Raw genomic sequence first — 12,585 nt, forward strand, 5'->3', positions numbered from 1 at the left:
GAGCATGGCCGCAGGCGGGCTCGACCTGCGCCTTTGAACGGAGTGACCCAGATGACCAGCGTGACCTACCCGGCCGCCGCCAGCGCCGCGACCTCGACCCCCACCGCCGCCTCGCCCAGCGCCAAGGCCGCCAATATCAGCAGCGATTTCGAAACCTTCCTGCGCATGCTGACGGTCCAGATGCAGAACCAGGATCCGATGAACCCGATCGAGTCGACCGATTACGCGGTGCAGCTTGCGACCTTTTCCGGGGTCGAGCAGCAGGTGCGCACCAACGACCTGCTCAAGCAGCTGACCGAGAACATGGGCGGCGCCGGGCTCGCGCAATATGGCACCTGGGTCGGGATGGAGGGGCGCGCCGCGGTGCCCGCACAGTTCACGGGCGCGCCGGTCACGGTCCTGCCCCGGCCCGACCTTGCGGCCGACAGCGCCCAGCTTGTCGTGCGAGATGCCGGCGGACGCGAGGTGCAGCGCCTGCCCATCGCCCCCGATGGCATGGCGGTGCAATGGACCGGCATGGGACAGGACGGCAAGATGCTCGCCCCCGGAAACTACAGTTTCGTCGTCGAGAGCTTTTCGGAAGGCGCACGCATCGGCGAAAGCGTGGCCGAGATCTATGCCCCCATCGTCGAGGTGCGCAGCGATGCCAGCGGCGTCAAGCTGGTCTTCCAAGGCGGCGGCGAGACATCGGCCAGCAACGTGACCGCGCTGCGCCAGCCGGGCTGAGGTCGCTCAGACCAGCAGCGCCACCGCCGCACCGCCCGCCACCGCGCCCAGCCCCGCCCACAAGGCGAGCTTCAGCGCCCCGGATCGCGTCGGCTCGGGTGGCGGGTGCGACTGGCGGATCAGCGCGGCCTCGGCCATTTCCGGCAGCCGCGGGCCGAATCGCGCCAGCACCAGCGCGGTGCGCCTCAGATCCCGGATCAGCGCCTTGGGTCCGATATACTGCTTGATGTAGTCCTCGACGATGGGCCGGGCGACTTCCCAGATATTGATCGACGGGTTCAGCGACCGCGACACCCCCTCGACCACGACCATCGTGCGCTGCAGCAGGATCAGTTCGGTCCGCGTCGCCATGCCGAAGCGTTCGGTGACCTCGAAGAGATAGGCCAGCAGCCGGGCCATAGAGATGTGGGTGGCGTCCATCCCGAAGATCGGCTCGCCGACTGAGCGCAACGCCTGCGCGAACTCGTCGATATCGCGGTCATATGGAACGTATCCGGCCTCGAAATGCACCTCGGCCACCCGGCGGTAATCGCGCCGGATGAAGCCAAACAGGATCTCGGCGTAGACCCGGCGGGTATATTCGTCGATCCGCCCCATGATGCCGAAATCGAACACCAAGATATCGCCGTTCGGCGCGACCTTCATGTTGCCCTGGTGCATGTCGGCATGGAAGAACCCGTCGCGCAGCGCGTGCCGCAAGAACATCGACAGCACCCGCTCGCCCAGCGCGCGGCGGTCGTGGCCCGCGGCGTCCAGCGCGGCGTCGTCGCCGATCGGCTCGCCCTCGCACCAGCCCAGCGTCATCACCCGTTTGCCCGACAGCGGCCAGATCACCCGCGGCACGACGAAGCCCGCATCGCCCTCGGTATTCGCCGCGAACTCGCCCGCCGCCGCCGTCTCGATCCGCAGGTCCAGCTCGCCCGCCACCACGCTGTCGAAATGCGCGATCACGTCCGTAGGCCGCAGCCGCCGCGAGAACGGCGCGAGGATCTCGATGGTCGAGGCCGCCAGGTAGAACGCATCGATATCCTTGCGGAAATCGCGCTCGATATTCGGCCGCAGCACCTTGACCGCCACCAGTTCCCCGGTCTCGCGCACCCGCGCCTTGTGCACCTGCGCGACCGAGGCTGCGGCGATCGGTTCGGAAAACTCGGAGAACAGCTCGTCCGCCGGCCGGCCGAGTTCCTGGCTCACGGTTTCCTTCGCCACCTCGATCGGAAACGGCGGCAGCTTGTCCTGCAACACGCGCAACCGCTCCGCCATCTCGTTGCCCACCACGTCGGGCCGGGTCGAGAGGATCTGGCCGAACTTGATATAGGCCGGCCCCAGCGCGGTCAGCGCCCGCGTCACCGGGGGCTGATCGGGATCGCCCTTCTTGCCCAGCACCTTGAACGGCCAGCCCAGGATGCGCGCCGCCACCCGCACGCTGGCAGGTGCCTCCATCGCCTCAAGGACAAAGCGGTTCGCGCCCGTGCGCTCGAAGGTGGCCAGCGTCTGCACCAGCCGGACGATATTGTGGGGACCGCGCACCTAAATCTTCCAGCCCGAATGCAGCGCCGCGATGCCCATCGACATGTTGCGGTATTTCACCTGCTCGAACCCCGCCCGCCGGATCATGTCGGCAAACGTGTCCTGATCGGGGAACTTGCGGATCGATTCCACCAGGTATTGATAGCTGCCGCGATCATTCGCCACGATCTGCCCCATCACCGGGATCACGTTGAAGGAATAGCGGTCATAGGCCCATTGCAGCATCGGGTTGGGCATCTGGCTGAATTCCAGAACCATCAGCCGCCCGCCGGGCTTCAGCACCCGGTAGGCCTCGTTCAGCCAGTCCTGGATGCGGGTGACATTGCGGGTGCCGAAGGCGTTCGTGACCACGTCGAAACTGCCGGTCTCGAAGGGCAGGGCCATCGCGTCGCCCACCACCCAGTCCAGATCGTCGCTCAGTCGCTCGGCCTCGGCGCGCTTCCGGCCCTCGACCAGCATCGACTCGGTCAGGTCGCAGACCACCACCTGCGCCCCCGGCGCGCGCTTGAGGAACCGGAACGCGATATCGCCCGTGCCGCCGGCCACATCCAGCAGCCGTTGCCAGGGCTGCGGCGCCAGCCAGTCCATCATCGCATCCTTCCAGATGCGGTGAATGCCCGCCGACATCAAATCGTTCATCAGGTCATAGCGCGAGGCGACGCGGGTAAAGACCCCGTGCACCATCCCCGCCTTTTCCTCTTCGGGCACAGTCTGGAAACCGAAATGCGTGGTGTTCTGGGCTTGCTCTGTCATGGGCCTTGCCGTTGATCTGCCGCGCCCTTCTTATAGGGCGCCCTGCGGGGACTACAATGCGAAGCGGACCACAAGGAAGGCCCCGATGCCCGAATTGCCAGAGGTAGAGACAGTGCGTCGCGGCCTGTCCCCGGTGCTGGAAGGCCGGATGATCGCCCGCGCACAGGTCAACCGCCCCGACCTGCGCTGGCCCTTTCCCGAAGGAATGGCCGACCGGCTGACCGGCGCGCGGGTGATCCGGCTGGGGCGGCGGTCGAAATACCTGCTGGCCGATCTCGACACCGGCGAGACGCTGATCTGGCATCTGGGCATGTCGGGCCGGGTGCTGGTCTCGGGGCAGATGCCGGGCGAGTTCGTCCACGCCCATCCCGCGCCCGAGAAACACGATCATGTCGTTCTCGACATCGAGGGCGGCGCGCGCATCACCTTCAACGACCCCCGCCGCTTCGGCGCGATGGATCTGATCGCCACCGACCGCCTTGAAACCCACCGCCTGCTGGCGGGGCTTGGCCCGGAACCCCTGGGCAACGCCTTCGACGAACCCTATCTGGTGGCCCGTCTCAGGGGCCGGATGACGCCGATCAAGGCCGCGCTGCTGGATCAGCATGTCGTGGCGGGGCTGGGCAATATCTATGTCTGCGAGGCGCTGCACCGCGCGGGCATCTCGCCGAAACGACAGGCGGGCCGGATTGCCGCGCCCCGCGCGGCAAGCCTCGTGCCCGTGATCCGCGACGTTCTGGCCGAGGCGATCGAGGCGGGCGGATCGTCCTTGCGCGATTACCGCCGAACCGACGGGGAACTCGGCTATTTCCAGCATGCGTTCCGCGCCTATGGCCGCGCGGGCGCGCCCTGCCCGACACCCGGTTGCCCCGGCACCATCGGGCGCATCGTGCAGTCCGGGCGCTCGACCTACTACTGTCCGCGATGCCAAAGATAGCTTGAAAGCCCGGGCCAGACGGTTAAGGGTTCGGCTCCGAACGGAACGGAGGCGAGTTCCAGATGGCTTACAAGACGCTGATCGTCGAGATCGAAGACCATGTCGCGCTGATCCGGCTGAACCGGCCCGACGCGCTGAACGCGCTCAACAGCGAACTGATGGCCGAACTGGCCGACGCGGTGGCCCAGGCCAATGCCAATGACAAGGTGCGCTGCATCGTGCTGACCGGCTCGGAAAAGGCGTTCGCCGCCGGGGCCGATATCCGCGAGATGAGCCAGAAAAGCTTTGTCGACGTCTTCGCGGGCGACCTGTTCACCCCCGAGACCGAACGCTTCCTGGCCTGCCGCAAGCCGATCATCGCGGCCGTGTCGGGCTATTGCCTGGGCGGGGGCTGCGAACTGGCCCTGATGTGCGATTTCATCATCGCCGCCGACACCGCGAAATTCGGCCAGCCCGAGATCAATCTGGGCGTGGTCGCGGGCATCGGCGGCACCCAGCGGCTGACCCGTATCATCGGCAAGTCCAAGGCGATGGACATGCACCTGACCGGCCGCTTCATGGATGCCGAAGAGGCGGAACACTCGGGGCTGGTCAGCCGCGTGGTGCCCGCCAAGAAGCTGATGGAAGAGGCGATGGGCGCCGCCCAGAAGATCGCCGAGAAATCGGCGCTGACCGCGATGGCCGTCAAGGAATGCGTCAACCGCAGCTACGAGACGACGCTGCGCGAGGGGCTGCTGTTCGAACGGCGGATGTTCCACATGATGTTCGCCACCGAGGACCAGACCGAGGGCATGCAAGCCTTCGTCGAAAAGCGCGAACCGCAGTTCCGCGACAAGTAGGGCCCGGTCCGACGGAAGTCCGATGAAAGTCCGATGGAAATCCGATCCTGCTTTTCGGGTTTCCTTTCGCCCCGATCTGGCCTATACGGCCCGCCTGACATGCGCGTGAGGCCCGCTCTGGCCGGAATCAGCCGGTGATCTGGACACCCGGCCGGGAACTCGTCGCGCGAGGATTTGAACGACGACCCGGACACAGAGGTATCTGAAAACCATGGCAAATTCGCCCCAGGCCAAGAAACGCGCCCGCCAGATCGAACGCCGCACCGCGGTGAACAAGGCCCGCCGCTCGCGCATCCGCACCTTCCTGCGCAAGGTCGAGGAGGCCATCGCGACCGGCGACCAGGCCGCCGCCACCGCCGCCCTCCGCCTCGCCCAACCCGAACTGATGCGCGGCGTGACAAAAGGCGTCGTCCACAAGAACACCGCCGCCCGCAAGATCTCGCGGCTATCGGCCCGGGTGAAGGCTCTGGGGGCCTGATCGGCCATAAAAACAAGGTATTTCAGGGGCGTGGCGCAGGCCACGCCCCTTTTGCTTTCGGGCCCATCACTGCGCCCGCGTGGCGGTCCGGACACGGGGTCCGGATTCGTTTCCGGCAAAGCTTCCGTCAAGGCCGAAGTTCTGTTGCGCCCCTCACGAGGGGCGGTCTACCGTCTTTCAAGCGATTCATTCGACTTGGGGGGGCATGGCTCACGCGGCCCCCGCGGACGTTCCAAAGGCCAAGGGTGTATGGCCGGGGCGTCTTCGGGGTGCAATCCGGAATTCGCGATGAGGGGATCCGCGAAGATCGGACGCGACACAGGCGTTTCCGTCAGACAATGACCGGAACCGCTTGGGCCTCACGTCCATTTGTGCCCGCGCGGAAGCGGAGCAGGACGAAACGAATGCCGGCGCCCGGGAATCGGGTGTGACCGGCCACGTTGTCGCATGCTCTTCTTTCCGGCTGCCGTGGGTGGGGTCTTTGACCACTCTCGTCGCGTGGGCGCGGGAGGCGGATGCCTGTAGCCTGAATGGCACGGGGCGTTCGTCGGCCGGATGATTTGGGACGGAGCGAAAGCGGGCGAAAATGACAGAAGACACCTGGGGACGTGTGTGCAAGGACCTCGAGAATACGATCGGAAAGAACAACTATGTGACCTGGATCGCACCCCTCGAGTTCCGGGCACTCGAGAACGGGGTCGCACGGTTCGGTGTGCCGACGAATTTCGTCGGGGAATGGGTTAAACGGAATTTCGGGGACCGGATCGTCGAGCATCTGGCCCGCAACGGCATTGCGGTCGACCGGCTGGAATTCGCCGTGTCCGATGCGAAAACGTCCGCTGCCGCGGCGCCGCGACCCGCACCGCAGTCCGAGCCGCGCGCCGAGGGTGACCTGCCCGGCGCCCCGCTCGATGCCCGGTTCACCTTCGAGACCTTCGTCACCGGCAAGCCGAACGAACTGGCCCATGCCGCGGCGCGCCGCGTGTCCGAGGGTGGGACGGTGACCTTCAACCCGCTTTTCCTCTATGGCGGCGTCGGCCTCGGCAAGACCCATCTGATGCATGCCATTGCCTGGGAGCTGCGCGAGCGTGTGCCCGAGGCGAAAGTCGTCTATCTGTCGGCGGAACAGTTCATGTACCGCTTCGTGCAGGCGCTGCGGGAGCGCGACATGATGGGCTTCAAGTCGCTGTTCCGCTCGGTCGACGTGCTGATGGTGGACGACGTCCAGTTCATCGCCGGCAAGGACAGCACGCAGGAGGAATTCTTCCACACCTTCAACGCGTTGGTTGATCAGGGCAAGCAGATCGTCATCTCGGCCGACCGCGCGCCGGGCGAGATCAAGGATCTCGAGGACCGCATCAAGAGCCGCCTGCAATGCGGGCTGGTGGTGGACCTGCACCCCACCGATTACGAGCTGCGCCTCGGGATCCTGCAGCAGAAGGTGGACATGTATCGCCAGCAATATCCCGGCCTGTTGATCTCTGACGGGGTGCTGGAGTTCCTTGCGCACCGGATCACCACGAATGTCCGGGTCCTGGAAGGCGCCCTGACGCGGCTCTTCGCCTTTGCCTCGCTGGTGGGCAAGGAAATCACGCTGGACCTTGCGCAGGATTGCCTGGCCGACATCCTGCGGGCCTCCGAGCGCAAGGTCACGGTCGAAGAGATCCAGCGCAAGGTCAGCGAACATTACAACATGCGGCTGGCCGACATGGTGGGTCCGAAACGCCACCGCACCATCGCCCGTCCGCGCCAGATCGCGATGTGGCTGTCCAAGCAACTGACCCAGCGCAGTCTGCCCGAGATCGGGCGGCGTTTCGGCGGGCGCGACCACACTACGGTCATGCACGCGGTCAAGCGCATCGAGGAGTTGCGCAGCCAGGACTCGCAGATTGCCGAGGATCTGGAAATGCTGCGCCGCACACTGGAAGGATGACCGGCGCACGGCGATGACCTTGACGCCCCTGCGAAAGTCTCGGACAGTCCAGAAAACGCTTGAGCCGGGGGGCGGAACCGCTACGGTTCGCGTCCCGTCGGCATGAGGAGCGAGGGCATGAAATTCAGCATAGAACGCGGCACGCTGCTTCGGGCGGTCGGGCAGGCGCAATCTGTGGTCGAGCGGCGCAACACGATCCCGATCCTTGCCAATGTGCTGATCGAGGCCGAGGGGGACAAGGTCAGCTTTCGCGCTACCGACCTGGATATCGAGGTGGTCGATAAGGTGTCCGCCCAGGTCGAGCGGGCGGGCGCGACCACGGTGCCCGCGGTGACCCTGCACGAGATCGTGCGCAAGCTGCCCGATGGCGCGCTGGTCGAACTGGCCGATGATGGGGCCGCGGGGCGGATGACGGTGCGGGCCGGGCGATCGCATTTCACGCTGGCCACGCTGCCGCGCGAGGATTTCCCGGTGATGGCTACGGCCGAATATTCGTCGAATTTCGCGGCCGCCGCCCCGGTCCTTCGGCGGTTGTTCGACAAGTCGAAATTCGCGATCTCGACCGAGGAGACCCGCTATTACCTGAACGGCGTCTACATGCATGTCGCCGATGGCGAGGGTGGCCGGGTGCTGCGCTGCGTTGCGACCGACGGCCACCGGCTGGCGCGAATCGACGCAGCCCTGCCCGAAGGGGCCGAGACGATGCCGGGCGTGATCGTGCCGCGCAAGACGGTGGGCGAGCTGCGCAAGCTGCTGGACGATGACGAGGCGCAGATCGCGGTCTCGGTGTCCGAGACCAAGGTGCGGTTCGCGACGCCCGAGATCACGCTGATATCCAAGGTGATCGACGGCACCTTCCCCGATTACAGCCGGGTCATCCCGACCGGGAACACCCGCCGGCTCGAGGTGGATGCCGCCGAATTCGCCCAGGCGGTGGACCGCGTGGCGACGGTCAGTTCGGAACGCTCGCGCGCGGTCAAGCTGGCGCTCGAGGAGGACCGGCTGACGCTGTCGGTCAATGCCCCCGACAGCGGCGCCGCCGAGGAGGAACTGGCCGTGGCCTATGGCGACGAGCGGCTGGAGATCGGATTCAACGCGAAATACCTGCTGGAAATCGCCAGCCAGGTGGACCGCGAGAACGCGGTGTTCCTGTTCAACTCGGCGGGCGATCCGACCTTGATGCGCGAGGGCAATGACAGCTCTGCGGTCTATGTCGTGATGCCGATGCGGGTCTAGCCCTTCTTCGCCGGATTGCCTCCGGCGGGGATATTTCCGGCCAGAAGAAGGACGGGGCGTGCTCAGGCTCGCGGTGACAGGCTTGACGCTGGCCCAGTTCCGCTCGCATTCGCGGGCGCGGCTGGCGCTGGACGGGCGGCCGGTGGCGATCTTCGGACCGAACGGCGCGGGCAAGACCAATCTTCTGGAAGCGGTGTCGCTGTTGTCGCCGGGTCGGGGCCTGCGCCGGGCGGCGGCCGAGGATCTGGCACGGGCGCCGGGGGCGCTGGGCTGGAAGGTCGGCGCGGTTCTGGACGTGCCCGGTCAGGTCCATGAGGTCGAGACCTGGGCCGAGCCCGGCGGAACGCGGCAGGTGCGGATCGACGGCAAGGCGGCGGCGCAGGTGGCGCTTGGGCGGATCGCGCGGGTGCTGTGGCTGGTGCCCGCGATGGACCGGCTGTGGATCGAGGGGGCCGAGGGGCGGCGGCGGTTCCTGGACCGGATCGCGCTGAGTTTCGAGCCCGCCCATGCCGAGGCCGTGCTGGCCTATGACAAGACCATGCGCGAGCGCAACCGGCTGCTGCGGGACGAGGTGCGGGATGCCCATTGGTTCGCCGCGCTCGAAGGGCAGATGGCCGAGGCGGGCGCGGCGATCGGGATGAATCGGCGCTCGGCTCTGGCGCGTCTGGCGGCGGCGCAGGCCGGGGCCGAGACGGCCTTTCCGGCGGCGGACCTGGCGTTGTCGGGGCCTGACGGGGCCGATCCCGAAACGGCCGAGGCGCTCTCGGGCGCGCTGGCGGCGGGGCGGGGGCGCGACATGGCGGCGGGGCGGACGCTGACCGGGCCGCATCGCGCCGATCTTGAGGCCGTGTTCGCCGCCAAGGGCGTTCCGGCGCGGCACTGTTCGACCGGCGAGCAGAAGGCGCTGTTGATCGCGCTGATCCTGGCCAATGCGCGCGCGCTGGCCGCCGATTTCGGGGCGCCGCCGCTGCTGTTGCTGGACGAGGTGGCGGCGCATCTGGATGCGGGGCGGCGGGCAGCGCTTTACGACGAGATCTGTACGCTGGGGGCGCAGGCCTGGATGACGGGGACCGGGGCGGAGCTGTTCGAGACGCTGGGCGGCCGGGCGCAATATCTGGAAGTCATTGAAACCGATGGCACAAGCCATGTGGTGGAGAGAGAAATGCGGTGAATGTGACGGGTTCGGAACTGTTGCTTTATGCGGGAACGATGTTCGTTCTGTTCCTGACGCCCGTTCCGGTCTGTGTGGCAATGGCGGCGCGGGCGGGTTCCGGGCGGCCTGGCCGCTGGCGCTGGGCGTGGTGATCGGCGATGCGCTCTGGCCGCTTCTGGCGATCCTTGGGGTCAGCTGGGTGGTCTCGTCCCATGGCGAGATCCTCGTCGTGCTGCGCTATGTGGCAAGCCTTGTGTTCCTGGTCATGGGCGTCCTTCTGATCCGCCATGCCGGGGCCGCGATCTCGATGGCGGTGCCGTTCGCCGGGAACCTGGTCTTCGCGCTGTTCGTCGACCGGGCGCGGCGGACGCTGAGCTCGCCCACGGTGCTCAGGCGGACGAACCGCATTGCGGGCGGGCTGCTGATCCTGGTGGGGCTGGTGATCCCGTTCACCTGACACCAAATATTGTGGGCGGCGCGTGACATTCCCACCACGAGACCGTATAAATCGCGCAGAAGAAAAAGGAACGCTGACATGGCGGAAAACGCGCGGCAGGCTGAGGAATATGGCGCCGATGCCATCAAGGTTCTCAAGGGCCTGGAGGCGGTACGCAAGCGCCCGGGGATGTATATCGGCGATACCGACGACGGCTCGGGCCTGCACCACATGGTCTACGAGGTGGTGGACAACGGCATCGATGAGGCGCTGGCGGGCCATGCCGATCGTGTCAGCGTGAAGATCCACGCCGATTCCAGCGTGTCGGTCAGCGACAACGGCCGGGGTATCCCGGTCGGCATCCACGAGGAAGAGGGCGTCTCGGCTGCCGAGGTCATCATGACCCAGTTGCACGCGGGGGGCAAATTCGACCAGAACAGCTACAAGGTGTCGGGCGGTCTGCACGGCGTGGGCGTGTCGGTGGTGAACGCGCTGTCGGACTGGCTGGAACTCAGGATCTGGCGCGATGGCAAGGAGCATTTCGTCCGGTTCGAGCGTGGCGACACCGTCGAGCATCTGCGCGTGGTCGGGCCGTCCGAGGGGCGCAAGGGGACCGAGGTGCGGTTCCTGGCATCGCTCGATACCTTCTCGAACCTCGACTACAGCTTCAAGACGCTGGAGAACCGGCTGCGGGAACTCGCCTTCCTGAACTCGGGCGTGCGCATCGTGCTGGAGGACAAGCGCCCGGCCGAGCCGCTGCGGTCCGAACTGTTCTACGAAGGCGGCGTGCGCGAATTCGTGCGCTATCTCGACCGGCACAAGACCCCGGTGATGGCCGAGCCGATCTTCATCGTGGGCGAACGTGACGGGATCGGTGTCGAGATCGCGATGTGGTGGAACGACAGCTACCACGAGACGGTGCTGCCCTTTACCAACAACATCCCCCAGCGCGACGGTGGCACCCACCTTGCGGGCTTTCGGGGTGCGCTGACACGGACGATCAACAATTACGCGATGTCGAGCGGGATCGCCAAGCGCGAGAAGGTCAACTTCACCGGGGACGACGCGCGCGAGGGGCTGACCTGCGTGCTGTCGGTCAAGGTGCCTGACCCGAAATTCAGTTCCCAGACCAAGGACAAGCTGGTCAGTTCCGAAGTGCGGCCCGCGGTCGAGAGCCTGGTGAACGAGAAGTTGGCCGAATGGTTCGAGGAGAACCCGCAGCAGGCCCGCCAGATTGTCGGCAAGATCATCGAGGCGGCCCTGGCCCGGGAGGCAGCGCGCAAGGCGCGCGAACTGACCCGGCGCAAGACGGCGATGGACGTGGCCAGCCTGCCCGGCAAGCTGGCCGATTGCCAGGAACGCGATCCGGCGAAATCGGAAATCTTCCTCGTCGAGGGCGACAGCGCGGGCGGATCGGCCAAACAGGGACGGGCGCGTGCCAATCAGGCGGTGCTGCCGCTCAGAGGCAAGATTCTGAACGTCGAACGCGCGCGCTTTGACCGGATGCTGTCCAGCCAGGAGATCGGCACGCTGATCACCGCACTCGGCACCGGGATCGGGCGCGACGAGTTCGACATTTCCAAGCTGCGCTACCACAAGATCGTCATCATGACCGACGCCGATGTGGACGGCGCGCATATCCGCACGCTTCTCTTGACGTTCTTCTTCCGGCAGATGCCGCAGGTGATCGAGGGCGGCTTCCTCTACATCGCGCAGCCGCCGCTGTTCAAGGTCAGCCGCGGCAAGTCCGAGGTCTATCTGAAGGATCAGGCCGCGCTTGAGGATTACCTGATCGCCATGGGCATCGAGGGCGCGTTTCTGCGGCTGGGCTCTGGTGAAGAAATCGTGGGGCAGGACCTCGCCCGCGTGGTCGAGGAGGCGCGGCAGGTGCGGCGCGTCCTTCAGGCGTTCCCGACGCATTACCCGTCGCATATCCTGGAACAGGCCGCGATCGCCGGGGCCTTTCTGGCGGGCCAGATCGACATGGACCTTCAGGGGGTGGCCGACCGCGTGGCGGAGCGGCTGGACCTGATCGCTTTGGAATACGAGCGCGGCTGGCAGGGGCGGCCGACCCAGGACCACGGTCTGCGTTTCGCCCGGGTGGTGCGCGGTGTCGAGGAGGTCCGCGTGCTGGACGGGCAGGTGCTGCGCTCGGCCGAGGCGCGGCGGCTTGGCGGGTTCACTGAAAAGCTGCAGGAGGTCTACGGGGCAACCGCGGCGCTGGTGCGCAAGGACCGCGACCAGCCGATTCACGCGCCCAGCGGGCTGCTGGACGCGATCCTGACCGAGGGCGAAAAGGGCCTGACATTGCAGCGCTACAAGGGCTTGGGCGAAATGAACCCCGACCAGTTGTGGGAAACCACGCTGGATCCCGAGGCGCGCACCTTGCTTCAGGTGCGCATCGAGGATCTGGTCGAGGCGGACGACATATTCACCAAGCTGATGGGCGATGTCGTGGAACCCCGGCGCGAGTTCATCCAGCAGAACGCGCTGAGCGTGGCCAATCTGGATTTCTGATCCGGTCGCGGCCGCTTGAATTGACGAGAAGTTTCACGCAATTCCCC

10 protein-coding genes and 1 pseudogene are annotated in these 12,585 nt (G+C 66.4%); 9 read left to right on the forward strand and 2 right to left on the reverse strand.

The genetic code is table 11. The features are described 5' to 3' along the window. Positions 1–51 precede the first annotated feature (51 nt). Positions 52–726, forward strand: coding sequence for a flagellar hook capping FlgD N-terminal domain-containing protein (locus ENN83_RS12440; RefSeq protein ID WP_287187454.1), 675 nt, complete (start codon positions 52–54; stop codon positions 724–726). 6 nt (positions 727–732) lie between these two features. Here ENN83_RS12440 and ubiB read toward each other — a convergent pair whose 3' ends face one another. Then, complete coding sequence (gene ubiB / locus ENN83_RS12445) at positions 733–2,256, reverse strand: 2-polyprenylphenol 6-hydroxylase (RefSeq protein WP_287187457.1); 1,524 nt, start codon at positions 2,254–2,256, stop codon at positions 733–735. Then, a complete protein-coding gene (gene ubiE, locus ENN83_RS12450) occupies positions 2,257–3,009 on the reverse strand; it encodes a bifunctional demethylmenaquinone methyltransferase/2-methoxy-6-polyprenyl-1,4-benzoquinol methylase UbiE (protein WP_287187458.1) in 753 nt (250 codons plus the stop codon). It abuts the gene before it with no gap. 85 nt (positions 3,010–3,094) lie between these two features. On the opposite strand from ubiE, the gene mutM reads away from it, so the two are divergent. The 8 genes and pseudogenes from mutM to gyrB all read left to right on the forward strand — a co-directional run bounded on the left by mutM (position 3,095) and on the right by gyrB (position 12,538). After that, positions 3,095–3,946 (forward strand): bifunctional DNA-formamidopyrimidine glycosylase/DNA-(apurinic or apyrimidinic site) lyase, encoded by an 852-nt coding sequence (mutM, locus tag ENN83_RS12455; RefSeq protein ID WP_287187459.1) that lies wholly within the window; start codon positions 3,095–3,097, stop codon positions 3,944–3,946. Between the two features lie 62 nt (positions 3,947–4,008). Then, positions 4,009–4,785 carry an enoyl-CoA hydratase gene (locus tag ENN83_RS12460; protein ID WP_287187461.1) on the forward strand — a complete coding sequence of 259 codons (777 nt, stop codon included), beginning with the start codon at positions 4,009–4,011 and terminating at the stop codon, positions 4,783–4,785. Between the two features lie 211 nt (positions 4,786–4,996). After that, on the forward strand, positions 4,997–5,263 hold the full coding sequence (gene rpsT / locus ENN83_RS12465) for a 30S ribosomal protein S20 (RefSeq protein ID WP_132693548.1): 267 nt from the start codon (positions 4,997–4,999) through the stop codon (positions 5,261–5,263). Positions 5,264–5,849: 586 nt separating this feature from the next. Then, positions 5,850–7,196: a chromosomal replication initiator protein DnaA gene (gene dnaA, locus ENN83_RS12470; protein ID WP_287187464.1), complete on the forward strand. Its 1,347-nt coding sequence runs from the start codon at positions 5,850–5,852 to the stop codon at positions 7,194–7,196. 117 nt (positions 7,197–7,313) lie between these two features. After that, the gene (gene dnaN, locus ENN83_RS12475; protein ID WP_287187466.1) at positions 7,314–8,432 is read left to right on the forward strand and encodes a DNA polymerase III subunit beta; all 1,119 of its coding nucleotides are present in this window, start codon (positions 7,314–7,316) and stop codon (positions 8,430–8,432) included. A gap of 58 nt (positions 8,433–8,490) precedes the next feature. Continuing rightward, positions 8,491–9,603 carry a DNA replication/repair protein RecF gene (gene recF, locus ENN83_RS12480; RefSeq protein ID WP_287187467.1) on the forward strand — a complete coding sequence of 371 codons (1,113 nt, stop codon included), beginning with the start codon at positions 8,491–8,493 and terminating at the stop codon, positions 9,601–9,603. Beyond that, positions 9,600–10,042, forward strand: a pseudogene (locus ENN83_RS12485) (LysE family transporter). Before recF ends, ENN83_RS12485 begins: the two are co-directional and overlap by 4 nt. Before the next feature lie 78 nt (positions 10,043–10,120). Next, positions 10,121–12,538: a DNA topoisomerase (ATP-hydrolyzing) subunit B gene (gyrB, locus tag ENN83_RS12490; protein ID WP_287187468.1), complete on the forward strand. Its 2,418-nt coding sequence runs from the start codon at positions 10,121–10,123 to the stop codon at positions 12,536–12,538. Positions 12,539–12,585 lie beyond the last annotated feature (47 nt).

It is taken from the genome of Rhodovulum sp., from assembly GCF_011048875.1.
GTDB lineage: Bacteria > Pseudomonadota > Alphaproteobacteria > Rhodobacterales > Rhodobacteraceae > Rhodovulum > Rhodovulum tesquicola.

Excerpts from the sequence above, each read along its gene's own strand:
- rpsT (WP_132693548.1), top strand. The coding sequence starts at position 4,997 with ATGGCAAATTCGCCCCAGGCCAAGAAACGCGCCCGCCAGATCGAACGC.
- ENN83_RS12440 (WP_287187454.1), top strand. The coding sequence starts at position 52 with ATGACCAGCGTGACCTACCCGGCCGCCGCCAGCGCCGCGACCTCGACC.
- dnaA (WP_287187464.1), top strand. The coding sequence starts at position 5,850 with ATGACAGAAGACACCTGGGGACGTGTGTGCAAGGACCTCGAGAATACG.
- dnaN (WP_287187466.1), top strand. The coding sequence starts at position 7,314 with ATGAAATTCAGCATAGAACGCGGCACGCTGCTTCGGGCGGTCGGGCAG.
- ENN83_RS12460 (WP_287187461.1), top strand. The coding sequence starts at position 4,009 with ATGGCTTACAAGACGCTGATCGTCGAGATCGAAGACCATGTCGCGCTG.
- mutM (WP_287187459.1), top strand. The coding sequence starts at position 3,095 with ATGCCCGAATTGCCAGAGGTAGAGACAGTGCGTCGCGGCCTGTCCCCG.
- ubiE (WP_287187458.1), bottom strand. The coding sequence starts at position 3,009 with ATGACAGAGCAAGCCCAGAACACCACGCATTTCGGTTTCCAGACTGTG.
- gyrB (WP_287187468.1), top strand. The coding sequence starts at position 10,121 with ATGGCGGAAAACGCGCGGCAGGCTGAGGAATATGGCGCCGATGCCATC.